A 25,054-nucleotide genomic window follows, 5' to 3' on the forward strand; every position below is an offset into this window, starting at 1 on the left:
GGTTCGGAGAACGTTATGAGCGAAACTAAAATTCAGGACGTGAATAGCCCCGAGCCGAAATCCTTCACCGAGAAGACCATTTTATTCTGCCTTGAGCAGAAGCTTATAGTGGCCATCCTGCTCCTGATGGTTATCGGAGGCGGAATCTATTGCGCTCCTTTCAACTGGAATGTGGGCGGGATGGAACGTTCTCCGGTTCCGGTGGACGCAATTCCTGATATTGGAGAAAATCAGCAGATCATTTTTACTCAGTGGATGGGCCGCTCGCCGCAGGATGTGGAAGACCAGATCAGCTATCCTCTCACCGTGGCTCTGCTCGGCATTCCCGGGGTCAAGACTGTCCGCAGTTACTCCATGTTCGGGTTTTCGACCATCTACGTAATCTTCAATGAGGATGTGGAGTTCTACTGGTCTCGTTCAAGACTGCTTGAGAAGCTGAACAGCCTGCCGGCAGGAACGCTGCCCGAGAATGTGAAGCCTGCCCTCGGCCCGGATGCCACGGCACTGGGGCAGGTGTACTGGTATACAATTGAAGGGCGCGATCCGCAGGGTAACCCCACCGGAGGCTGGGACCTTGATGAATTGAGATCCGTACAGGACTGGTACGTGAGATACGCTCTGCTCTCGGCGGAAGGGGTCAGCGAAGTAGCTTCTGTCGGCGGGTTTGTGAAAGAATACCAGATTGACGTTGATCCCGATGCCATGCGTGCGGCCAGGGTTACGCTGAACGATGTCTATCGTGCTGTGAAAATGTCTAACCTCGATGTCGGGGCCCGGACCATTGAGATCAACAACGCCGAGTATGTCATCCGCGGCATAGGCTTCATTAAAAAACTGTCAGACATTGAAAATGCCGTGGTCAAGGTTGCCAACAACATCCCCATTTATGTGCGGGATGTAGCCCGTGTAACCGAAGGACCGGCCCTGCGTCGCGGGGCGCTGGACAAGGGCGGCGCTGAGGTTGTTGGCGGTGTGGCCGTGGTCCGTTATGGGGAGAATCCTCTTCAGGTAATTGAAAACATCAAGGTCAAGATCAGGGACATTTCTCCGGGGTTGCCCTCAAAAGTCCTGCCGGACGGGACTGAAAGCAAACTTACCGTAGTACCGTTCTATGACCGTTCCGGGCTGATTCATGAAACTCTGGGGACGCTCAATACCGCCCTGACACAGGAAATACTTATAACCATCATTGTGGTGCTTATTGCGGTCATCCATCTGAAGAGTTCCCTGCTGATTTCTTCATTGCTGCCACTTGCTGTCCTTATGTGCTTCATAAGTATGCGCATATTCAAGGTTGATGCAAATATAGTTGCTCTCTCGGGGATAGCCATCGCCATCGGAACCATGGTCGATATGGGCATCATCATCTGTGAAAACATCCTGAAGAAGATTGAAGAGGCAAAGGAGAGCGCAAGCCGGCTGGCTCTGGTATTTGAAGGCACCGCAGAGGTCGGCAGTGCGGTAATGACCGCCGTGGCGACAACTATTGTAAGCTTTATGCCCGTTTTCGCAATGGATGGGGCCGAGGGAAAGCTCTTCAAACCGCTGGCCTACACCAAGACATTTGCCCTGCTGGCCTCCATTGTCGTGGCCCTGACCATTCTTCCCCCTGCGGCCGAGCTGCTGTTCACAGCCCGCAGCAAATTCCTGAAGAACAGGCGCGGTTATGTAACAGCAGGTATTTATCTGTTGAGCGGACTTGCGGTTTCGATCCTGCTAAAATGGTGGGCCGGACTCTTCTTCATCTACGTGGGCATCAAGCATCTGGCCCTTCCTTTTGTCCCGGAGAAATACCATAAGCTCGCCGACTATGCGGAAACATGGATAATAGTCGCTATGGTTGCTTATGTGCTTACCGGGTCTTGGCTACCGCTGGGCCCGGAAAAAGGAATGGGGAACAACTACTTCTTTGTAGCACTGGTCATCGGCGGGCTGATGTTTTTCTTCGACCTTTTCCGTCGCGGATACCCACGGATGCTTGGGTGGTGCCTGAATAACAAACTGCTTTTTCTGGTCCTACCTTCATTCATCATAGCGTTGGGCCTTTCCGTATGGCTCGGTTTTGCAAACGTTACTTCATTTCTTCCGGAATCGATCAAGTCCTCCTCTCCATATGTAAAGTTGTCACATGAATTTCCCGGTCTGGGCAAGGAATTCATGCCCGATCTGGATGAGGGAGCGTTCCTTTTCATGCCGACAACCATGCCGCATGCCTCAATCGGTGAAGCCATGGATGTTCTGCGCAAGCAGGATATGATGATTCAGGCCATCCCGGAAGTTGAGTCCGCTGTGGGCAAGCTGGGGCGTGCCGAAACTCCACTTGATCCGGCACCAATTTCGATGATCGAAACGGTCATCAACTACAAGTCAGAGTATCTGGTGGATAATTCCGGGGAACGCTTACGTTTCAGGTTCGACCCGGATCAGAAGGATTTCTTCCGCAACGTTGCTGGTGAGCTGGTTCCGGCAGATGACGGCTATCCCTATCTTGTTCAGGGATATTTCGAACGTGACGAAAACGGAAAAATGATCCCTGATCCCGACGGCAAGCCTTTCAGGGTCTGGCGTCCTGCTCTCAATCCCGGCCTGAATCCGGACCGTAAGGCATGGAGGGGAATTTCCTCTCCGGGAGATATATGGGATGAGATTGTTAAAGCCGCCGAAGTTCCCGGCGTGACCTCGGCACCCAAGCTGCAACCCATTGCAGCCAGGATTGTCATGCTTCAATCCGGCATGCGTGCGCCCATGGGCATCAAGGTCAAAGGGCCGGACCTGGAGACATTGGAAAAGGTGGCGCTGGACCTTGAAAAGCTGCTTAAGCAGGTGGGATCTGTCCAGCCTGAAGCGGTCATCGCCGACCGTATAGTGGGCAAGCCGTACCTTGAAATCGTCATCGATCGTGAAGCCATCGCAAGATACGGGGTCATGCTCTCTCAGGTGCAGGACGTGATCGAGGTGGCTGTTGGCGGAAAGGTGGTGACAACCACAGTGGAAGGGCGTGAACGCTATGCTGTCCGGGTGCGTTATCTGCGGGAACTGCGCGACAACATAGATTCGATAGGCAACATTCTGGTCAGCGCTTCCGGCGGGGAACAGATCCCCTTGAGCCAGCTTGCCGAAATCCGGTATGTACGCGGTCCTCAGGTAATCAAAAGCGAGGATACCTTCCTTGTCGGTTATGTGCTTTTTGATAAGCGGCCAGGATTCGCTGAAGTGGATGTGGTCGAACAGGTTCAGAGTTTTTTGAATTCCAAAATCAAATCAGGTGAGTTGGTTATTCCTGCCGGAGTTTCTTACGAATTCGCCGGTAGCTACGAGAACCAGATCAGGGCTCAGAAGAAACTTTCGGTGATCCTTCCGCTGGCCCTGATATTTATTGTGTTGATTCTCTATATGCAGTTTAAATCCATGGCGACAACCATGATGGTCTTTTCTGGCATTTTTGTGGCCTGGTCCGGCGGATTTCTCATGATCTGGCTTTATGGTCAGCCATGGTTCCTTGATTTCAGCATGTTCGGCACGAATATGCGTGAGCTGTTCCAGGTTGGTCCTATCAATCTCAGTGTTGCTATCTGGGTAGGTTTTCTAGCCCTGTTCGGTATTGCCTCCGACGACGGAGTCATCATGGCAACCTATCTGGATGAAAGTAAAAAAGGCACTCAGATGAAATCGGTTGCAGAAGTTCGAGAGGCGATTGTCACCGGAGCGCAGCGAAGAATCCGTCCTGCCCTGATGACTTCGGCCACAACCATACTTGCTCTGCTGCCTATTCTGACCTCAACAGGACGCGGTTCGGACATAATGGTTCCCATGGCAATACCTTCATTCGGGGGTATGACCATTGCAATACTTACTGTGTTTGTTGTGCCCGTGCTTTATTGCTGGGTTGAGGAGATGAAGATTAAGAGAATTGTGCAGCCAGAATTGTGATGATCTGTTCATACACTTTGTCAGGAATGCTCCAGGCCGATGGGATTTAAAATAGAGATTCTCAACACCTTTCAATCACCCCGCAATTAACAGTCAGCCATGCCGTGCTGGCACAGGCATGGCTGACCAATTCCAGTATGTTCTCTGGCGCGTCATTCAGAACCCTGTCTGCCATTTGTTTAATGAATAGAGCTATGGATGTTTTACCTGCTTTGATTCCGGAATTTAGTCCGGCACAAATCAAGCAGTAATATTTCACGGATGGGTCATGCTCTGTCTTGCGTAACAGAGATCCGCAAAAAATTACAAGTACATCTGCGTAACAGCTGAATTCTTTCAACAAAACGGATTTATGGAGACTGGGAACTGCAAGATGTTAAACTTCTGTCGATTACACACTCCACTTTTACGTGATTAAGTGGAAGAAATCCCCATGCGATACCTTCCAGCAAAATACCCACCCAACGCAGGATTGTGACACTAAAGCAAAAAACAAACCAAAACATAAAATGTAACTAATTTAGCATGTTGTATGGTTAGGGCGTTTGCGTTTCTGGTTCTTAAATTGACCAATGGAAAGGTCTGACAAATATATTCTGTGATATTTCGAACCACTTACTTGCCTCTCAACCTGTTTATTTTGTTATTTTAAACCGCCTGCTCTCATTTTTAACACACTCTTACTCATCAATTGGCTCAAAATGACACGATTCCGCGGAGCTCTTTCATCTGAGATTTCTTTTCAGGGCTTTCAGCTTGGCAATTGATTCTAAAGAGTGACAGGCCCTACGGACATCAATAGCACTTATCCATGCCGTACGGAACATGTTGCTATATATTTTGTTTTAAAATTAAGGGAGAATATACGGTAAGCAGTTGAGTCGCTGGATCATTTTGTGCATAACAAACAGAAATTCATTTCTGGCCTGAAGAGGTGGCTGCTTGGTGAAGATTAATAAAAAGAGCTGTGAGAAGGGCGCATCAACTGGTTCTCAGGATCTGACGCGCAAAACTATTCAGGGCATTCTCGCTACAGCTTTTTTATCGACTTTCGGAGTCGGCGCTTTCACGTTCGTCCTTTCTTTAAAGGCCGGAACTGTGGGCCTTTCCTCGGCATGGCTGGGGCTTGCATTTTCAGGCTATTTTTTGGCCAGATGTGCCCTTGCCCCTCTTGCCGGTTACGGGGCCGACTATTTCGGGGCCATGCCTTTGCTCCTTATGGCGACCGGGACTGGAGCAATTATTCCCGCACTCTATTGTTTTTTCCCTTCAACTGAGATTTTCTGGATTATCCAGTTCTGCTTCGGGTTATGCATTGGAATTGTGAAGCCCGTGAGCATGTCATTTCTGGGAGAGTGTGTAACCAGGGACAGGCGCGGACGCTTTTTCGGAGCATACAATACCTGTCTGTACAGCGCTTTTGTATTCGGTCCTCTGGCGGGGGGTGCTACGGTCGGCCTTCAGGACGAGTTGGGTCTGCCTGTGCTTATATGGCCCTTCCTTGGGATGTGTGTGTCTTTTTTGCTCCTGCTTCGCGGCAGGCGCATTTCATCTAGGGGGCAGGGGGTGCGGAGGAAAAGGAACGGAGTGCCGTGGGGCGATGCTCGATTCATAACGCTTCTTCTGGCCGTTCTGGGACGGACAACCGGTGCTTCAGTAATGATCACCTTTTTGCCAAGAATAATAAGTGAAAATTACGTTTTAAGCGGCTTTTGGTCGGGGTTTCTTTTCACTATACCTAACCTCGTAATTGTTTTGGCAATGCCTGTTACCGGCAAATGGTCGGATATTCGCGACCGTTCCGGGCTGACCTTTCTGGGTATGGGGCTTTGCGCGGCCTGTCTGTTCGGCTTGGGACAGCCCGTGTCAATTGTGGGCTTTTTCTTTCTCGCGACAATAATGGGTTTTGGCTCAGCCGTTTCACTGCCTGCCTCAATGTCTCTTGCCGCCGACCTTGAATCGGCAAGGGGCGGGGTGATGGGAATATTTCTGGCAGCCTCAAATCTGGGATTTATCTTCGGCCCGGCATTGGCCGGATTTGCTGCCGAACGGGGAAGTATGGCGGATGCGTTTGAACTGACGGCTCTTTTCAGCGCCCTTTGCCTGCTGCCCACCTTTATCCTGATGGCCAGAAAACTTCATGCCGAGTAATTTCGTGCTTTTGGAAGTGCTTACGGCACTTTAAGGAAAATTTTCACAAGCAGCTTGACGCAAGCTGCCGTTGAAGATAAGTGTTAAGAACCAACGTAAAAAATCTCAGTGCGTTATTCCCACGCATCCGAACAACCCTGTTCGGTCCGCACACGAGATAGGTAAGATCAGACCCCACCCCACCATGGAGACGCCAGGCTTTACAGCCTGAGCGTGTTGACCTGTTGCACCCGAATAAAGTTCAACCTTTCAGGGACAAGGTGTTTTCTCCATGATCAAACTCAAGAAAGGACTCGACATTCCCATCTCCGGCGAGCCCGTGGCGGATTTCTCCATTGGAAACCAGCCTCGGTCCGTGGCTATCCTGGGTGGCGACTATGTCGGCATGAAGCCGACCATGATCGTTACTGAAGGAGATACAGTCAAGCTCGGCCAACCGGTCTTTGCCGACAAGAAGACCGAGGGGGTCGTTTTTACCGCTCCGGGAGCGGGGAAGGTCGTTGCCATCAACCGTGGTGAGTTCAGATCTCTGCAGTCAGTCGTCATCGAACTGGATGACAGCGTCGGAGCTGTGGAGTTTCCGGTTTATAAATCTGAAAAACTTCTCGGCCTTAGCAGGTCGACCGTTGTCGAGAACCTCGTCAATTCGGGCATGTGGACCGCTTTGCGCACCCGCCCGTTCAGCAGGACTCCGTCTCCGGATTCCGAACCCCGGTCAATTTTTGTCACGGCCATGGATACCAATCCACTGGCTCCTCCACCCGCGCCGATCATCTGGCAGGATTCCGAAGCATGGCTTGACGGCCTGCGCATTCTGACCCGTCTTACCGACGGTCCGGTCAACGTCTGCGCTGCTGACGGATCCCCGCTTCCCCTGATCCAGGAAGTGCATATCCATTCCTTTGCCGGACCGCATCCGGCAGGTCTGCCCGGGACCCACATCCATTTTGTGGACCCGGTGGGTCCCGGAAAGACCGTCTGGCACATCGGTTATCAGGATGTCATTGCCATCGGGAAGCTGTTCACCACCGGACAGCTCAACGTGGATCGCTACATCTCGGTTGCCGGTCCCATGGTCAGACGTCCGCGTATCATCAAGACCCGCATGGGGGCGAGCTTCTGCGACCTTTTGGCCGGAGAGCTCAAGGCCGGTGGGACACGGGTTATCTCGGGTTCGGTCCTGTCCGGAACAAAGGCCGAAGGTCCGCTGGCTTTCCTTGGCCGCTTCCATTCCCAGATTTCTGCTGTTGCCGAAGGCGGCGCAACGGAATTCATGGGCTGGCTGGCTCCGGGACAGGACAAGTTCTCTGTCAAATCCGTATTTGCATCAGCCTTCGTGAAAAAGGAAAGACGCTTTGACATGACTACGCTGCTGGGAGGCAGCCATCGCGCCATTTTCCCCACCGGGGCGTATGAACAGGTCATGCCGCTGGATATCCTGCCCACCTATCTGGTGCGGGCCCTTGCCGTAATGGATACTGATCAAGCCCAGGCCCTCGGTTGTCTGGAACTGGATGAGGAAGATCTCGCCCTGCTGTCCTTCGTTGATTGCGGCAAGAACGATTTCGGGCTCATGCTGCGCGAAGTCCTCACTCAAATCGAGAAGGAAGGGTAAGGGATATGAGAAAGCTGCTAGAGAAAATGCATGGTGCTGTCACCGGAGACGGGAAATACAAGAAGTATTACCCTGTTTACGAGATGCTCGACACCTTCCTGTATTCACCGACCGAAACATCCTCCGGTTCGCCTCATGTGCGCGACGCACTGGATCTGAAAAGGGTAATGATCACCGTGGTCTTCGCCCTGATTCCCTGTTTCTACATGGCCATGTGGAACACCGGTTTTCAGGCTAACTCCGCACTGGCATCCATGGGACTTGAAGCGGGTACCGGCTGGAGATGGAGCGTCATGGCCGGGCTCGGCCTGAGTGCAAACCCCGAGAGCTTCGGGGCCAATATCCTGTTGGGAGCACTTTACTTCTTCCCCATATACATTGTCTGCAACATTGCTGGCGGTTTCTGGGAAACTCTTTTCGCAGTTGTCCGCAAGCACGAAATTAACGAAGGATTTCTGGTCACGGGCTCACTGATTCCCCTGATCGTTCCGCCGCACATCCCGCTCTGGCAGGTGGCCCTGGCTACCAGTTTCGGCGTGGTCATCGGCAAGGAGATCTTCGGTGGGACCGGGAAGAACATTCTCAACCCGGCTCTTCTGGCCCGTGCTTTCCTCTTCTTCGCCTATCCGGGGCAGATCTCGGGTAACAGCGTCTGGGTTCCCGTGGACGGATTCTCCGGTGCTACACCGCTTGCTCTTGCAGCGGAAGGCGGCATCAAGGCAGTCATGGCCAAGTACTCATGGTGGGACTGCTTTATCGGAACCATACCCGGATCGCTTGGTGAGACATCTACTCTGGCCTGTCTCCTTGGCGGGGCGGTGCTTATCATCACCGGTATCGCATCCTGGCGCATCATGGTTTCCCTGCTGGCTGGAGCCTTTACCGTGGCCGTGATCTTCAACGCCGTTGGCAGCGCAACCAACCCCATGATGACCGTCAGCCCGCTCTGGCATCTGGTCATGGGCGGCCTGGCCTTCGGAATGGTCTACATGGCCACCGACCCGGTATCTTCTTCCATGACCCCCAAGGGGCAGTTCTATTACGGCGGGCTCATCGGAGTCATGATCATCCTGATCCGCACGGTCAACCCGGCCTACCCTGAAGGTGTCATGCTGGCGATTCTGTTCGGTAACGTGTGTGCCCCGCTTATCGACAGCCTTGTAATGCGGGCCAACATCAAGCGTAGGATGGTGCGCAGTGTCTAACGATTCCACAAAAAAAGTATTTACCGTGGCGTTTTCCCTGTGCCTGGTATGCTCGCTGCTCGTTTCGGCTGCAGCCGTGGGGCTCAAATCCATTCAGGAAGAGAACAAGGTCATCGAGCGCAAGGAAAACATTCTCAAGGCTGCGGGAATCTATGATGAAAATGTTCCCGTGGACGAACTTTATAAACAGATTGAACCAAAGGTGGTCGATCTGGCTACCGGCGAATATGTGGACATGGACGCCACCGCCTATGACCAGCGCAAATCGGCAAAGGATCCTGCTCTGAGCATAGACATTCCTGCCGAAGAGGACGGGGCCGGAATAGGCCGCCGCGCTAAATACGCCAGTGTCTACCTGCTCAAGGAAGACGGCAGGTTGAAGCGTGTGGTGCTGCCCCTTCACGGCAAAGGTCTGTGGTCAACCATGTACGGGTTCATTGCCCTTGAACCGGACTTGAATACGGTCAAGAACTTCGGTTTCTACGAGCACGCGGAAACTCCCGGCCTTGGCGGGGAAGTTGACAACCCCAACTGGAAAGCCCTGTGGGTGGATAAAACCGTCTACAATGAAAATGGCGATCCGGTAATTGATGTTATCAAGGGATCTGTGAATGCCGAAGACCCGCAGGCATCCTACAAGGTTGACGGTCTGGCCGGGGCAACCCTTACGTCCCGCGGTGTAGCCAATCTGGTGCGCTTCTGGCTGGGACAGGGCGGATTCGCCCCCTACCTCAAGCGACTCGCAACCGAGGGAGGTGAACATAATGGCTAAATTCAAAGAAGTGATGCTCAAGCCGATTCTGGAGGACAACCCCATTGCGGTTCAGATCCTCGGTATCTGCTCCGCACTGGCAGTAACCACCAAGCTGGAAACTGCATTCGTAATGAGCCTTGCGGTAATGTTTGTTACCGCGGCATCAAACGCCTCGGTCAGTTCCATAAGGCAGCACATCCCGTCCAGCATCCGCATCATCGTCATGATGACCATCATCGCAACGCTGGTAATCATTGTCGACCAGTTCCTGAAAGCGTTTGCCTACGGAATAAGCAAGCAGCTCTCGGTTTTCGTAGGACTTATCATCACCAACTGCATCGTTATGGGCCGGGCGGAAGCTTTCGCCATGCAGAACAGCCCCAAATTGAGCTTTGCAGACGGTATCGGCAACGGTCTGGGTTACGGTGCCGTGCTGCTCACAGTGGCATTTCTGCGCGAGTTCTTCGGTTCGGGCAAGATCTTCGGTTTCAGCCTCCTCAAGCTGACTTCCGAGGGCGGCTGGTACGAACCCAACGGACTCATGCTCCTGCCGCCCAGCGCATTCTTCATCATCGGGATGCTCATCTGGTCGGTGAATGTCTACGAGAAGCGGAAGAACAAACGCTAAGCCACAGGAGTTGAGTCGTGGAACATCTGCTGAATATATTCATTAAATCGATATTCATTGAAAACATGGCCCTGGCTTTCTTCCTGGGTATGTGCACCTACCTTGCCGTATCCAAGAAAGTCACAACCTCTCTGGGGCTGGGCGTGGCCGTTGTCGTGGTCATGACCATTACGGTTCCGGTCAACAACCTGCTCTATAACTACTTCCTGCGCGAAGGAGCCCTGTCCTGGGCCGGGTTCGGTGATACCGATCTGACCTTTGTCGGGCTGATCTCCTATATCGGCGTAATCGCGGCCATAGTCCAGATTCTGGAAATGACTCTCGATAAGTACGTGCCGTCGCTATACAACGCGCTGGGCATCTTCCTGCCGCTGATCACGGTTAACTGCGCCATTCTCGGAGCCTCTCTGTTCATGGTGGAGCGTGATTACAACTTCGCCGAGTCTCTGACCTTCGGCTTCGGTTCCGGCGTGGGCTGGGCCCTTGCTATCGTCATTCTGGCCGGTATCCGCGAGAAGATGAAGTACTCCGATGTACCGGAAGGTCTGCAGGGACTTGGAATCACCTTTATCGTGGTGGGACTCATGTCCTTCGGGTTCCTGTCCTTCTCCGGAATCCAGATGTAGGAGGGCCGGACGTTAACTCCGTCCGCTGATTTATGAACCGTTAAACTGTGGGGAAAAACCATGGTTGAAATAATACTAGGTGTTGTGATGTTTACCGGCGTGGTTCTCGCGCTGTGTGTGTTCATCCTTCTAGCCCGGGCCAAACTTGTCCCGAGCGGGGAAGTAAACATCGAAATCAACAATGACCCGGAAAAAAGCATCAATGTCCGGCCCGGTACCAAACTGCTCGGCGCGCTGGCAGAGAAACAGATCTACGTTCCTTCAGCCTGCGGTGGCGGCGGTTCCTGCGGCCAGTGCAAGTGCAAGGTTTTTGAGGGAGGCGGAGACATTCTGCCCACGGAAACTTCCCACGTCAGCAAGCGCGAGGCCCGCGAGGGTGTTCGTCTGGCCTGCCAGGTAAACGTAAAACAGGATATGAAGATCGAGGTTCCGGCCGAAATCTTCGATATCAAGAAATGGGAATGCACGGTCAAATCCAATGTCCCCCGTGCCACCTTCATCAAGGAACTCACCCTTGAACTGCCTGCCGGGGAAAACGTGGATTTCCGCGCCGGCGGCTACATTCAGATCGAAGCTCCGGCCCATACCGTCCACTACAAGGACTTCGAGGTCGGAGACAGGTTCAAGGATGACTGGGACAAGTTCAATCTCTGGAGATACACCTCCGTGGTCAAGGAGCCCATTGTCAGGGCTTATTCCATGGCCAACTATCCGGGTGAAAAGGGTATCATCATGCTGAACGTGAGGGTCTGCCCGCCGCCTCCGTTCGCCCCTGATGCCCCTCCGGGCCAGATGTCCTCATTCATCTACAGCCTCAAGCCCGGTGACAAAGTCACCATTTCCGGTCCCTATGGCGAATTCTTCGCCCGCGATACCGATGCGGAAATGATCTTCGTCGGCGGCGGGGCAGGCATGGCACCAATGCGTTCACACATATTCGACCAGCTCAAGCGTCTCGCATCCACCCGCAAGATCAGCTACTGGTACGGTGCACGCAGTCTGCGCGAGATGTTCTACGTGGATGAGTTCGACAAGCTGGCCGAAGAGTGCCCGAACTTCACATGGCACGTGGCCCTGTCCGACCCTCTGCCCGAGGACAACTGGACCGGCTATACCGGCTTTATCCATAATGTCCTGTTCGAGAATTACATCAAGCAGCACCCCGCTCCTGAAGACTGCGAGTTCTACATGTGCGGGCCGCCGATGATGGCCGCTGCCGTTGAAAAAATGCTCATGGATCAGGGCGTGGAAAAAGAAAATATCATGTATGATAACTTCGGCGGTTAATTTGTTCGGGCCGGGAAAATCCGTTTTCCCGGCCCGCAAATGAAACAGTAACCTAACGATAAAACAAGGATTGCCATGATGCGGTTTAGGGATACGCTGGCTGGAAAAACCGGATTGCCGGTAATGTTGCTTCTCTTGGCCTTTCTGCTGGGCGGGTGCGGAAATCCTGCCGACCCGGTACGCCTTCAGGGCAGGGCCATCGGCACGACTTATTCCATTGTAGCCTACGGTCTGCCGGACGGTCTGTCTCAGGATGATCTGCACAAAGGTGTTGATCAGGTTGTGGCGGATGTTAATTCGGTGATGTCCCTGTTCAAATCGGATTCAGAGCTGTCCCGTTTCAATGCCTACCGGGGTGAAGACTGGTTCCCGGTCTCCAAAGAACTGGCTGCGGTGGTGCAGGAAGCCAAAGACGTCAACCGGATAACCGGGGGAGCCTTTGACATCACAATCGCTCCGCTGGTCAATCTCTGGGGGTTCGGGCCTGACAAACGTCCTGAGGTTGTCCCCACCGAAGCTGAAATCAAGGCTGCCATGGCCGATGTCGGCTCCGATCTGGTTGAGGTCCGTTTTGATCCCCCGGCTTTGAAGAAGCTGAAGCCGGGCATAACCCTTGATCTGGCAGCCATTGCCAAGGGCCATTGCGTGGACGCAGTAAGCTCATGGCTCAAGATCAGGGGCGTATCCGGTTTCATGGTTGAGATCGGCGGAGAAATAAGGACCTCAGGACAGAAACCGGACAATACCCCGTGGCGTATTGCAGTTGAAAAACCGGTGAGCATGGAGCGTTCCGTGCAGGCATTGATAAGCCTTTCCGGTCAATCAATGGCCACATCGGGAGATTACCGCAATTACTTTGAAATCGACGGCAAACGATATTCACATATAATTGATCCCAGCACCGGACGTCCGATTACGCACACACTTGTATCAGTCAGTGTTGTGGATGAAACCTGCTCCCGTGCAGATGCATTCGCAACCGGTCTGACTGTGCTCGGTCCGGAAAGAGGAATCGCCCTGGCAAAGGAATGTAACCTGTCCGCGTTTTTCATTGTGAAGACTCCGGACGGATTAACCGAGACCGCCACCGGTGATTTTCCTCAACACGAAAAAATGAACTGAGGAGATATTTCATGGAAACTATATTGATGGCAGCTGCTGTATTCGGGCTGGTTTTTCTGGCTCTGGCTATCGGTGTTATCTTTAAACGCAACTGCATCCGCGGTTCCTGCCAGGGTTCCATTCAGGCCGGGGACGGTTCCGGCTGCAGATGTGGAAAATATGATTTCGACAAGAAGCTTATAGATAAAAACCATTCATCACTTAAGCCGCTGTAAAAGCGATCAGGAGATTGATACCATGACGAATGTCCAGACCGCAAAGGATGTGATTGAGCAGACCAAGGCCTTTCACAAGAGGCTAGGTTCTTTCTATAAGGAGTTGTCGGACAAGGTTGAAAAGGAGCGGGTCAAGATCCTCTTGGACTACATGAGCCGCCACCATGATAATCTTGCCGTGATTCTGGATGAATACGAGTCCGGTGTATCGCAGCATATCCTGAACACATGGTTCATGTATGTGCACAAGGAATGCGACCTGTCTCCGTTTTTCGATGCTTCACTGGGCCCGGACATGACCGCTCAGGAAGTTGTAAAAGTTGCCATTGATCTGGACAAGTGCCTCCTTGAAACCTATGAGGCCATGCTCCAGAACGATATTCCCGACGATGTCAGTGAAGTCTTTCAGGGACTTCTTGATATGGAGAAACTTGAAAAAATCAAGCTCGCTAAAAACGCACTTAAAATAGAAACTATGTAATTCATAGGCTTGAAATTAAACGGCTATCGTTTGATTTCAGCACCAGCCTCCCCGTAGAATCAGGCGCGTCTTCGGGGAGGTTCTTTTTTTGTGTGTGACATGGGTTCGCTCATAATTGCATGACATCGCAGAAGGGATTCGTTACGCAGGGCGTTTCCTGTTTCCATGAGTTTTAAGAAGTCCTGAAGAGTTTGTTTTGTCAAGAGTAGCGGCGAAGGGAAAAAGCGGATTGATTTCAGTTGGTGACTAAGCTGCAACTTGGAGGTATGGTCCGACTGCACTGCAATCCATTTTGTTCAAAATGCGCCGTGTTGCATGTGCCCCGCTGCAACTTGAAATGACGGATGACCCAAATCATGGACATCCTCCAGGATGATCAATGTTCATTTACAAAATCTTGAAGGCAATAAAGCCCAAGACCATACAGCATTACCTTGCGTATATGGTCGCAGGCCTCGTTTTGATCCAGCTTGGGGTCACCTGGTTCCTGATCTCCGATCTGACCTCAAATCTTCTCAAGGAACAGATCGGGTTGAGGGCGCTCCAGACAGCCCAGTCAATTGCCCATACTCCTTTGATACGGACGGAACTGCAGCGCGGAGACCCTGCCAATAAGATTCAGGATCTTGCTGAAAAAATCCGCATAAAAACCGGGGCGACCTTCATTGTTATCGGAGATACTGAAAACAAACGGTTTTCCCACCCCGTTCCCGAGCGCATAGGGCAGACTTTCGTCGGGGGAGATACCGGACCGGTACTGCGGGAAGGCAAGTCCTACGTGTCGGAGGCGGTCGGTACGCTTGGGCGGTCAATTCGTGGATTCGTGCCCATATTTTCTGACGAAGGTAAAATTATCGGGTTTGTTTCGGTCGGCTACCTGTCTGCCAGTGTACAGAAAAGCATAGCGGAACACATGGACAGACCTCTTGTGTTCATTGCCATTCTGACTCTGGTCGGCTTTGTCATAACAGCATGCATCGCACGACACCTGAAAAGGGTGACTCTGAACCTTGAACCGGCCGAAATCACAAACCTGTATCTGGAAAGAGGCGCAGTTCTGGAAACGATCAGGGAAGGTGTTATCGCTACGGACCACAAGGGCGAAATCCGTCTGGCCAACAGGGCCGCGCTCAATTATACCTGTTTCAACTCCTCCGAACTGGTTGGAAAGTATATAGATGATGTAATTCCCTGTGCGGGACTTAAACATGCCCTGACCACCGGGGAGAGTGAGCACGATCAGGAACGCATCGTCAACGGTCAGGAGCTTATCTTCAACATTGTCCCGGTCCTTAAGGACGGAACGGTCAAAGGACTGGTGGCCAGTTTCCGGCGCAAAGACGAACTGGACAGGATTTCCCATGAACTTTCCAGCATTCAGGAATACTCCGAACTGCTGCGGGGGCAGACCCACGAATACTCCAACAAACTTCATACTATTGCGGGCCTGATCCAGATAGAAGCCTATCAGGAGGCCCTTGATCTGGTTGCCCGGGAATCTTCAGGATATGAGGAAATCATCAGGTTCCTGAACAAGGCGGTCCCCCATCCGGTAATAGCTGCAATTGTGCTCGGTAAATATAACCGTGCCAGAGAACTGAAGATAAACTTTGAAGTAGACCGGGAAAGCACCATGGTCGATGTGCCGGATTGGATCAAACAGGAGAAAATAGTTACAATTGTCGGAAACCTGCTGGACAATGCCTTTGAGGCGGTCCTTGAACAGGATAAGGACAACAGAAATGTTTTCCTCTCATTTACCGATCTGGGCAATGATATAGTCTTCGAGGTTGAAGACTCCGGCCCCGGTGTTCCCAGGGAAAAAATGGAGCTGATATTTGAAAAGGGCGTTTCTTCCAAAGGAACTCTTCGCAGAGGGCTGGGGCTGTATCTGGTCAAACAGCGTCTGGAGGAACTCGGCGGTTTCATCTCCGTTTCCCCGGCAGGCTCGGGTGGTACTCTCTTTTCCGTAATAATTCCGAAAGTCAGGAGTATCTTTCTATGACGGATGTCAGTGTTGTTATTGTCGAAGATGATGCCCGGATTGCCGATCTTCACCGCCGTTTTACCGAGAGGGTGCAGGGATTCAGGGTTGTCGCCATCGCTCAGGGACTTGATGACGCCCGGACAATGATCGATCTTTACAAGCCCGACCTCATCCTGCTGGACCTCTATTTCCCGGAAGGGACCAGCATTGACCTGCTGCGTGAAATTCGCGCCAAAGGTATTGAGACCGACGTAATCCTGATCACAGCGGCCAAGGAAATGGGGCCGCTCAAGGAAGCCCTGCGCGGAGGGGTTTTCGATTACATTATCAAACCGGTCATTCTCGACCGTTTTGTCACCTGTCTTGAAAAATTCGGTGAATATTTCCGGCGGCTGCATTCAGAGGATATAATTGAGCAGAAGGATGTGGACAACATACGCAACCTGAGTCCGGCTTCTTCCATGTCTCAGCCTGATACTGAAACCCTGCCCAAGGGGATTGATCCCCTTACCCTGAAAAAAGTTAGTGCTGCATTCGGAGCCGATTCTGCGGAAAAACAGAGCGGTATGAGTGCCGAAGAGGTTGGCGAGATTATCGGAGCCAGCAGGTCCACGGCCCGACGCTATCTGGAATATATGGTTTCCATTGGCCAGATATACCCTGATGTGGTCTACGGAACCGTTGGACGCCCTGAACGAAAATATTTCAGGAACTGAGTCCCGTAGCACTTAAGAAACGCCTTTTTCATGTCTGCCGCCATGACTTCATCCTGTTCAGGAATTTTGAAACAGGGTGAAGTAGCCGGCATTATTCTTTCGTGAACAATATGAACAATATCCTCTAAAAGGATAAAAAACACATTAAGCCGTTAATAACCTTTCTCGCGATTATTCTTATAGGGTCATTTCACAGCGTAATAGTTTTGGGAAGCAGCTGTAAGATTAAATCGTGAAATCTGCTTAAGCAGAGGAGGGTGTATGAAACGTTTATTTGCTGTAATGTGCTCGGTATTGCTGGTTGTTGCAATGTCGATTCCTGCGTTTGCCGGCAACGTGGTTCTTAAACTCGGTCATATTGCCGAACCGGTTCATCCTTATGGGCAGGGTGCAGAAAAATTTGCTGAACTGGTCAAAGAGAAATCCGGCGGCGAAATTATCGTCAAAGTTTTCCCTTCCTCTCAGCTGGGCGGCCAGAAGGACCTGATCGAAGGTCTCATTTTCGGCACCGTTGACATGGCCCTCGTCGGAACAGCCGTACTCGGTCAGTTCCAGCCCCAGATTTCCATCTTCGACATGCCCTTCCTCTTTCAGGACCGCGAGCATGCATACAAATCCCTCGACACCGTCGGCATGGACCTCGGCAAGGCCCTTGAGCCCAAGGGCATCAAGCTGCTCGGATACATGGAAAACGGTATCCGCCACGTGACCAACAACGTGCGCGAAGTCAAAACCCCGGCCGATATGCAGGGCCTCAAGATCAGGGTTATGACCAACAAGATTTATATTGAAATGATGAAGTCCCTTGGCGCGTCCCCCACCCCCATGGCTTTCGGGGAACTCTATTCGGCAATGCAGCAGGGAACTGTTGACGGACAGGAAAACCCCAGTGCCCATATCTGGACCAAACGTTTCTTTGAGGTACAGAAATACGCCTCCAAGACTGCACACTCCTATGCTCCCGAACCGCTGGTAATGTCCATGATCAGCTGGTCCAGACTCAACCCCGCTCAGCAGAAGATCATCAAGGAAGCCGCAAAGGAAGCAATCGACTGGCAGCGCAACCTTTCCGAAGAAAAAGACAAGGAATACTGGAAGCTCATCGAAGAGACCGGAAAAATCAAGATTACCGAAGTTGACCGTGCTGAGTTCATGGAAGCTACCAAGCCTGTTTATGAAAAATTTGCCGGTATTGTCGGCCAGGATAACATAGACAAGATTAATGCCCTGAAAAAGTAGTCGTTTTAAATCGGGGCCGGAATTACTTCCGGCTCCCGATAACTCTGCGAGGGACTCCTGATGGATAAATTATTCGAAAAACTTCGTGCGGTCCTTTACTGGATCTCCGTAAGCTCAATGACCGTAATGCTCGGCCTGATTTTCTTTCAGGTCGTTACCCGCTACTTCTTCGGCCACACCTTTGAATGGTCTGAAGAACTCGCTCGTTTCCTTTTTGTCTGGGTTGTATTTCTCGGCTCAGCCCTGATCATGGGTGAAAGCGGACACCTTGCCGTGCAGATCCTGCCAAGCAAGCTGAAAGGCACAGGCTCAGGAATCGTCCTTGAAATTTTCATCAACCTGTGCAGCTATGCCTTCACAATGCTCCTGCTGGTGCAGGGGGCAAAGATGACTTCGGTCATGACATTCCAGGTCGCTCCCGGACTCGGTATTTCCATGAGTGTGGTCTACTCAATCATCCCCATAAGCGCGTCTCTGATGCTCCTCTACCTGTTCAAAGACACCTTCCGCATTTTCAAGGCAATCAATGAACGCAGAAATCCGGTGAGTGGAATCAATCAGGAAGCAGAAGCAAGGAGATAACCATGGAAGCAGTATTACTTTGCTCTTTTCTGGGGCTGACTTTTCTTGGGGTTCCGGTGGCCTATGCGCTCGGACTTTCCGTTTCCATAATTCTTTATCATTACATGCAGATCCCTCAGGTCATGATCACACAGGTCATGTACTCCGGTATTGATTCCTTTTCATTCATGGCAGTTCCGTTTTTCATGCTTGCTGGGTCCTTCATGTCTGCCGGTGGGGTAACAACAAGACTTGTAAACTTCGCGCAGGCTCTTGTCGGATCGTTTACCGGCGGTCTGGCACAGGTTGTGGCTGTTTCCGGCATGTTTTTCGCCGCTATTTCCGGATCATCCGCTGCCACCACTGCGGCTATCGGCTCAACAATGGTCGATGAAATGGAAAAGAAAGGCTACCGTCGCGAACTTGCGACCGGTATTGTCGCAGCGGGCGGAACCGTCGGTATCGTTATTCCACCCTCCATCACCCTTGTCGTTTACGGAGTCATTGCCGGGGCGTCCATCGGTGACCTGTTCATAGGCGGACTGGTTCCCGGACTGGTCATGGGCCTGACCATGTGTCTGGTCAGCTACTCCATTGCCAAGAAGGAAGGAATTCCCGCAGAAGGTTCCTTTTCATTCCTCAACCTGCTTAAGGCCTTCAAAGACTCATTCTGGGCTCTGATGACCCCGGTCATCATTATCGGCGGGATTTACGGCGGGATCTTCACCCCGACCGAAGCTGCTGCAGTTGCAGCGGTCTACGGAATATTTGTCGGCTTCTTTATCTACAAGGAACTGACTCTCAAGGATTTTCCCAGGATTATCTTTCAGGCCGTCATGGGAACCACAATGATCATGTTCATTGTCGGGGCGGCCAAGGTGTTCGGCTGGATGCTTACCAACCTTGAGATTCCGCATCACATAGGTGAATACATCGTATCCATGACCGATTCTCCGGCAATGTTCCTCATCATGATGAACCTGCTGCTGCTCTTCATCGGAACTCTTATCAATGCATCCGCCGCAGTAGTCATCCTGACTCCCATATTCCTGCCCGTAGCAACCAAACTCGGGATTGACCCGTTGTTCTTCGGAGTCCTGATGGTAATCAACCTTGCGATAGGATGTATTACCCCTCCTGTGGGGTTGGACCTCTTTGTTGCCAGCGCAATAACAAAGGTTCCACTTGAGAAGGTAATGAAGGCCTCGGTGCCGTATCTTATAGCTTTGTTAGGGGCTCTTGCACTGATGACTTTCTGTCCCTCGATCATCACCTTCCTGCCAAGCCTGCTGCAATAGCACGGAAGCAGAGCCTGTTTCAAAGTTTAAGGCCCCGCAGCGGATTGATCCATTGCGGGGCCTGATTTTTATCTGCTGGCCGGGTGTCTGTGTGTGCTGGGCTTTTCTGTCAGCAGTTCCGTTGATAAAGCGGGAAGCCGCTTCCCGGTGCGGCCGCTAATTCGGCATCCCGGCATGTTCCTTGCCCGTTTTACGTTCCGGGAGCGGGGGAAGTATTGCGCTTGAAAGCTTATTCAGCGCTTCACGTGCTTCCGTATCGGCGTTGAGTTCAGGGTGGAACGCATGCAACATGCCGTTATTCATCAGAAACGACCTGCTGCAGAACCGGTTCACCAGCCGCAGATCATGGGAGACAAACAGGTAGGCAGTGTCGTGCTTCTTGCGCAGTGACTCCAGGAGCTCAAGGACCCGCGCCTGTATCAGCATATCAAGACTGCTGACCGCCTCATCAAGCACAATCACTTTTGGTGAAGGAGCAAGGGCCCTTGCAATACAGATTCTCTGCAACTGTCCTCCGCTGAAACGTCCGGGAAGTTTTCCCGCATCATCAGGGGACAGCCCGACCTGCTCCAGCAGCATGGCAACGCGGTTTTTAAGTTTCCGTCCTTTTAATCCGTCGAAATTGCGCAAGGGCTCGGAGATTATCTGGCCGGCAGTCATGCGCGGATTTGTTGAGCCGATGGCATTCTGGAAAACAACCTGAACTTCCCTGCGCACATGCCGGGGCAATTCCTTTAGGCCGGTAACGTCATTGCCCAGAATCCTTACAGAACCGCAATCAGGCGGTTCAAGTCCCAGCACAATGCGGCCCAGAGTGCTTTTCCCGGAGCCGCTGCGTCCGACAAGCCCCAGACACTCCCCGGCGTGAAGATCCAGATTGATGTCCTTAAGGACGTCAAATCTTTCCTTTTTCCTGAAGAAACCGCCGCGACCATATGATTTGGTAATATTTCTCAATTCAATTACAGGCATAAGGCATTCCCATTCCCGTCTGTTGTCTGTCCGGAAAAATCCAAATGAGTTGAGATCAGTTTCTGTGAATACCGATGACGGGGATTCCCGAATATGTCGTGGACGCTTCCGGTCTCAATGATCTCCCCGTTACGCATAACCGCAACATCGTCAGCGAGTCGGGCTATAACACCAAGATCGTGGGTGACAAGCAGCATGCCCAGCCCGCGCCGCTGCTTCAGAATGGCAAGGAGGTCCAGAACCTGTGCCTGTGCCACCGTATCAAGGTCGGTTGTCGGTTCATCTGCCAGCAGAAACGGAGACTCCATGATCAACGCCAACGCGATCATGACCCGTTGCAGCATTCCGCCGCTCATTTGGAAAGGATACAGATCCGGTACCGGTTCGGGATCAGAGAAGCCTACTTCCTTCAGTGCTTCGAGCATGCGGGCGGTATTTTCGGAAGAGCTCATTCCGTGGGCCGAAAAGGTCTCCTTGAAATGACTGCGGATGGTGAAAACCGGATTGAAGCAGCTCATGGGGTTCTGCAGGATCATTCCGATCTGACCGCCGCGAAGTTTTCTTATTGAGGGATAGTCTTCAAGCTTCTGCCTCTCAAGATATACTTCCCCCTCTCTGACCAGTCCTTTTGGGAGGAGGTCCAGTACCGACAGGCAGGTAAGTGATTTGCCGCTGCCGCTTTCGCCCACCAGGCCCAGCACCCGTCCCCTGTAGGCCTTGAAATTGACCCCGGAGACCAGAGTCCTGTCCGCTGTCCTGACGGAAAGATTGCGTACTTCTATGAATGCTGAATCGCTCATCGGACGGCCTCCTCCTGAATATTCAGATCCGGGTCCATCTTGTCCCGCAAGGTGTCGCCCAGAAGGTTGAAAGCCATTACGGTGATGAAAATCATGGCACCGGGAAGCATTATCAGGGCCGGATGCGTCCAGATGTACTGTCTGGCATCACTGATCATGACTCCCCATTCAGGCGTGGGCGGGGTCACGCCAAGCCCGAGAAAGGACAGCCCGGAAACATGAAGCATCATGTGGCCGATGTCCAACGTGCACAGGATAATGAGCTGGGCCACAACCGGAGGCAGAATGTGCTGCAGGACTGTGCGAATCTTCCCAGTTCCGGCGACTCTGGCAGCCAGCACGTACTCCCTGTTTTTCAGGGAAAGGACCATGCTGCGTATTATCCGGGCATACCAGGCCCAGTGGGTCAGCGAGACGGCAATGATGACGTTGACCATGCCCGTCCCCAGAACCCCTATGAGGAACATGGCCAGAATAAACGTTGGAAACGTCAGGAATACATCACAGAAACGCATCAGTGTTGAATCAACAACGCCTCCGGCATATCCTGAAATGGTTCCCACACCGAAACCCAGAATAAGGACGACAGCCATGATGGCGGCAACCGAACTCAACGAGGTCCTTGTTCCGTACAGCAGTCTGGACAGGACATCCCTGCCGAGATGGTCGCATCCTAGAGGATGCTCGATTGAAGGCGGAGCGAACTTATACTCAAGATTTACTTCCGTGGGATCACTTGTAGTGAGCAGGGGGGCCAGCACAGCCATTGAGCATATGGAAACCGCCATAATCAGGGCAATAGCCGGAAGGCTGCGTTTAAGATGTTTCATGGATTGCTGCATCAGATTCATTGATGGTCTCCCCCTTCCAGACGGATTCGCGGATCAAGCCAGGCGTAGAGGATATCCACACCCAGATTCATAAGCACAAAAATAGAAGTCATGATTAGAATGAAGCACTGCATGACCGGATAATCTCGGTTGTAAATCGCGGAAACTGCGTAGCGTCCTACACCCGGCCAGGAGAAAATGCTTTCCGCTACCACCGCTCCTCCGAACAGTTCTCCAACGTGCATGCCGATGGCGGTAATGACCGGAATCAGGGAGTTCACCAGAATGTGGCGGCTGACCACCACGCTTTCAGGGAGTCCCCTTACCCGGGCATAGAGAACATAGCGGGCGTGCATATTGTCCAGCATATTTCCCCGGATCAGGCGGATATTGATTGCCAGTGACATGAGGGACATGGACACCGCCGGCATGATCATGTGATCCAGCCCGCCCATGCCCAGCGGCGGGAGCCAGCCGAGTCTGATCGAGAAAATCCATACGCAGATGAACCCCAGCCAGAATCCGGGCATGGAAACACCCGCAAATGAGATCAGTCGGGTAACCTGATCCGGCAGGCGGTCCTTCTGCAAGGCAGCCCAGATCCCCAGCGGAAGGCTGACCGCAAGGGTAAGCAGGAGAGAGAAGCCTGCCAGCTTAAGGGTATTGGGAAGGTAGTACAGGATTTCCTCAAGAACCGGGTTGCCGGTCACGTACGAGCGTCCGAAATCAAGATGCAGGGCTTTGCCCAGCCAGTTCATATACTGGACCGGGACTGGAAGGTTCAGCCCGAGTTCCTGCCGGGCTACGGCAAGAGCCTGATCTGTTGGCGGAATGTTTGAGAGGCGCAGGTATGCCATTGCCGGATCTCCATGCCCCAGCCTCAAAATCAGGAAAACAATAATCGACACTCCGAGAAGCAAGGGAATGAGGATCAGCAGTCTTTTAAGGATGTACCGCAGCATAGCCTACTCCATGTACATCAGCTCAAAGGGGAATTCGTACTTGGTATTGCCGAATTCGACGCCCTTAAGCTGAGGCCGGTGCACATAGATATTGGTCATGTATGATAGGGGGAGGTAGACAGCCTGTTCATGAAGAGTTGTCAGAATATCCCGGTACAGATCCTGACGCTTCTTTTCATCAACGGTCAGAAGAACCTCGCCGATTTTGCGGTCGATATCCTTCTTCATGGGTAGTCCAAGCTGGGCCTGATAGTCGGCATGGGCTGGCTTGCGCATGGAACTGCAGAAGGAGTGCGGATCATACGGGGAGCCCCATGTGTCACCGAAAATCATTCCGAATTCGCCGCTTTTCTGGCGGGTCAGGAAAGAGTCCTTCTCCTCGCCGACGAGTCTGATCTTGACGCCGAGCTTTTTGAGATCACCCTGCACAACTTCGGCTACTGATTTCTGGAGGCTGTCGTTACCCACAAAGCAGAGGTCTATTTCCAGAATTTTACCGTCCTTGCTTCTGTATTCGTCTCCCTGAGCTTTTTCCCAGCCTGCTTCATCAAGCAGGGCGGCAGCCTTGTCCACTTCATACCGGTACGGGGGAAGGTTGAGGTTGCAGTAGGGCTGGTTCGGGGAGAAAAGGGTCTCAGCCTGTTTTTCTACGCCAAGAAAAATATATTTTACAATGGCAGCCTTGTTGACTGCATGCAGAATGGCTTTTCGAACGGCAATGTCGTTTGTGGGGAAGAGGTTGCTGTTGATGGCCAGAGTGCGCGTTGCCAGCGGGTTGGAAGTTCCGGTTACGAGGTTCTTGTCGGCCTGAAACCTTTTGAACGTATCAAGGCCGATCTGGCCGCTGCCGTGCCCGCCAGATCCGTAGATAAGGTCTATTGCGCCGGTATCAAAAGCGATTGCACGGCCATCGGAATCCGGGATCACCTTGACCAGCAGTTTCTTGAAATGCGGTTTTTCTCCCCAGTAGAGCTCATTGGCCTCAAAGAGGTCGTATTCACCTTTCTGAATCTTAACGAGTTTCCAGGGGCCTGTTCCGATGGGAGCCTTGATGTCCGTGGCGGTATTGCCGCTTTCAGGGAAGCCGGAAGGAGCCAGAAAACGCATAGGCCGGATCAGGCACAGCTCCTGTAATGTCGGATAGTAGGCATTTTTTAGTGTCAGCTTGAAGGTCTGACTGTCCACAACCTCGGTCTTATCTATCTGGGCGATGAATTCCAGCCAGTCATGGCGCTGGGAATTTTTGAGGACTGCGTCAAAGTTCATTTTGACAGCTTCGGCGTTAAAGGGAGTTCCATCCGAAAAGACGACTCCCTTGCGGAGCTTGAAGGTATAAACCTTTCCATCAGGAGAGATCTGCCATGATTCGGCCAGCCATGGTTCAATCTTTCCGCCCTTGCCGTAGCGGACAAGCGATTCATAGACCATTGCCTGCGCAAACATCTGGTTGGGCGAATACGCATGAGGGTTCATTTTACCCACATTGGCAGACCACGAATAATTCAATGTTGAAGTTTGTGCTGCATGTGCAGAGACAATTGAGCAGGAGAGAATTACGGCTAACACCGTCGCTGACAAAAATAGATTACGTCCACCCATGGTAATACTCCATTTTGAAACAATGCATATTTGTGATACCAAATTAAAATTGGTAACAACTTCAACAAAGTTAAAA

The 25,054-nt window shown here is 52.1% G+C and carries 21 protein-coding genes; 16 read left to right on the forward strand and 5 right to left on the reverse strand.

What is annotated here, in order from left to right; all coding sequences use genetic code 11:
- The first annotated feature begins 15 nt into the window (after positions 1–15).
- The 16 genes from N7E73_RS11230 (at position 16) to N7E73_RS11305 (ending at position 19,815) form a co-directional block, all read left to right on the forward strand.
- Positions 16–3,930: an efflux RND transporter permease subunit gene (locus N7E73_RS11230; RefSeq protein WP_432734835.1), complete on the forward strand. Its 3,915-nt coding sequence runs from the start codon at positions 16–18 to the stop codon at positions 3,928–3,930.
- Positions 3,931–4,875: 945 nt separating this feature from the next.
- Positions 4,876–6,081 carry an MFS transporter gene (locus N7E73_RS11235; RefSeq protein ID WP_432734836.1) on the forward strand — a complete coding sequence of 402 codons (1,206 nt, stop codon included), beginning with the start codon at positions 4,876–4,878 and terminating at the stop codon, positions 6,079–6,081.
- Positions 6,082–6,352: 271 nt separating this feature from the next.
- Complete coding sequence (locus N7E73_RS11240; RefSeq protein ID WP_432734837.1) at positions 6,353–7,696, forward strand: Na(+)-translocating NADH-quinone reductase subunit A; 1,344 nt, start codon at positions 6,353–6,355, stop codon at positions 7,694–7,696.
- Positions 7,697–7,701: 5 nt separating this feature from the next.
- Positions 7,702–8,901: an NADH:ubiquinone reductase (Na(+)-transporting) subunit B gene (locus N7E73_RS11245; protein ID WP_432734838.1), complete on the forward strand. Its 1,200-nt coding sequence runs from the start codon at positions 7,702–7,704 to the stop codon at positions 8,899–8,901.
- Positions 8,894–9,673, forward strand: coding sequence for a Na(+)-translocating NADH-quinone reductase subunit C (locus N7E73_RS11250; RefSeq protein ID WP_432734839.1), 780 nt, complete (start codon positions 8,894–8,896; stop codon positions 9,671–9,673). The genes N7E73_RS11245 and N7E73_RS11250 overlap by 8 nt, the downstream gene beginning before the upstream one ends.
- Positions 9,666–10,283, forward strand: coding sequence for an NADH:ubiquinone reductase (Na(+)-transporting) subunit D (locus tag N7E73_RS11255; protein ID WP_432734840.1), 618 nt, complete (start codon positions 9,666–9,668; stop codon positions 10,281–10,283). Before N7E73_RS11250 ends, N7E73_RS11255 begins: the two co-directional genes overlap by 8 nt.
- Positions 10,284–10,300: 17 nt before the next feature.
- Positions 10,301–10,909: an NADH:ubiquinone reductase (Na(+)-transporting) subunit E gene (nqrE, locus tag N7E73_RS11260; RefSeq protein ID WP_432734841.1), complete on the forward strand. Its 609-nt coding sequence runs from the start codon at positions 10,301–10,303 to the stop codon at positions 10,907–10,909.
- 60 nt (positions 10,910–10,969) lie between these two features.
- Complete coding sequence (gene nqrF, locus N7E73_RS11265; protein ID WP_432734842.1) at positions 10,970–12,196, forward strand: NADH:ubiquinone reductase (Na(+)-transporting) subunit F; 1,227 nt, start codon at positions 10,970–10,972, stop codon at positions 12,194–12,196.
- 123 nt (positions 12,197–12,319) lie between these two features.
- Entirely contained in the window at positions 12,320–13,318 is a 999-nt protein-coding gene (locus tag N7E73_RS11270; RefSeq protein ID WP_432734843.1) for an FAD:protein FMN transferase, read from the forward strand.
- Between the two features lie 11 nt (positions 13,319–13,329).
- On the forward strand, positions 13,330–13,533 hold the full coding sequence (locus N7E73_RS11275; RefSeq protein WP_432734844.1) for a hypothetical protein: 204 nt from the start codon (positions 13,330–13,332) through the stop codon (positions 13,531–13,533).
- A gap of 22 nt (positions 13,534–13,555) precedes the next feature.
- A complete protein-coding gene (locus N7E73_RS11280) occupies positions 13,556–14,014 on the forward strand; it encodes a hypothetical protein (RefSeq protein ID WP_432734845.1) in 459 nt (152 codons plus the stop codon).
- A gap of 379 nt (positions 14,015–14,393) precedes the next feature.
- Positions 14,394–16,019 carry an ATP-binding protein gene (locus N7E73_RS11285; protein ID WP_432734846.1) on the forward strand — a complete coding sequence of 542 codons (1,626 nt, stop codon included), beginning with the start codon at positions 14,394–14,396 and terminating at the stop codon, positions 16,017–16,019.
- A complete protein-coding gene (locus N7E73_RS11290; RefSeq protein WP_432734847.1) occupies positions 16,016–16,717 on the forward strand; it encodes a response regulator in 702 nt (233 codons plus the stop codon). Before N7E73_RS11285 ends, N7E73_RS11290 begins: the two co-directional genes overlap by 4 nt.
- Positions 16,718–16,978: 261 nt before the next feature.
- Positions 16,979–17,956: a DctP family TRAP transporter solute-binding subunit gene (locus tag N7E73_RS11295; RefSeq protein ID WP_432734848.1), complete on the forward strand. Its 978-nt coding sequence runs from the start codon at positions 16,979–16,981 to the stop codon at positions 17,954–17,956.
- A gap of 60 nt (positions 17,957–18,016) precedes the next feature.
- Positions 18,017–18,538: a TRAP transporter small permease gene (locus N7E73_RS11300; protein WP_432734849.1), complete on the forward strand. Its 522-nt coding sequence runs from the start codon at positions 18,017–18,019 to the stop codon at positions 18,536–18,538.
- Between the two features lie 2 nt (positions 18,539–18,540).
- Entirely contained in the window at positions 18,541–19,815 is a 1,275-nt protein-coding gene (locus N7E73_RS11305; protein WP_432734850.1) for a TRAP transporter large permease, read from the forward strand.
- Between the two features lie 156 nt (positions 19,816–19,971).
- On the opposite strand, the gene N7E73_RS11310 is transcribed toward N7E73_RS11305, so the two are convergent.
- The 5 genes from N7E73_RS11310 to nikA are packed head-to-tail and all read right to left on the reverse strand — an operon-like array spanning position 19,972 to position 24,978.
- Entirely contained in the window at positions 19,972–20,787 is an 816-nt protein-coding gene (locus N7E73_RS11310; protein WP_432734851.1) for an ABC transporter ATP-binding protein, read from the reverse strand.
- A complete protein-coding gene (locus tag N7E73_RS11315) occupies positions 20,778–21,587 on the reverse strand; it encodes an ATP-binding cassette domain-containing protein (RefSeq protein WP_432734852.1) in 810 nt (269 codons plus the stop codon). The genes N7E73_RS11310 and N7E73_RS11315 overlap by 10 nt, the downstream gene beginning before the upstream one ends.
- The gene (gene nikC, locus N7E73_RS11320; protein WP_432734853.1) at positions 21,584–22,438 is read right to left on the reverse strand and encodes a nickel ABC transporter permease subunit NikC; all 855 of its coding nucleotides are present in this window, start codon (positions 22,436–22,438) and stop codon (positions 21,584–21,586) included. Before nikC ends, N7E73_RS11315 begins: the two co-directional genes overlap by 4 nt.
- The gene (gene nikB / locus N7E73_RS11325) at positions 22,435–23,379 is read right to left on the reverse strand and encodes a nickel ABC transporter permease subunit NikB (protein ID WP_432734854.1); all 945 of its coding nucleotides are present in this window, start codon (positions 23,377–23,379) and stop codon (positions 22,435–22,437) included. Before nikB ends, nikC begins: the two co-directional genes overlap by 4 nt.
- Positions 23,380–23,382: 3 nt before the next feature.
- Positions 23,383–24,978, reverse strand: a complete 1,596-nt coding sequence (gene nikA / locus N7E73_RS11330) for a nickel ABC transporter substrate-binding protein (RefSeq protein WP_432734855.1) — start codon at positions 24,976–24,978, stop codon at positions 23,383–23,385.
- Between the last annotated feature and the right edge of the window lie 76 nt (positions 24,979–25,054).

The sequence above is a fragment of the Maridesulfovibrio sp. FT414 genome (assembly GCF_050916235.1).
GTDB lineage: Bacteria > Desulfobacterota > Desulfovibrionia > Desulfovibrionales > Desulfovibrionaceae > Maridesulfovibrio.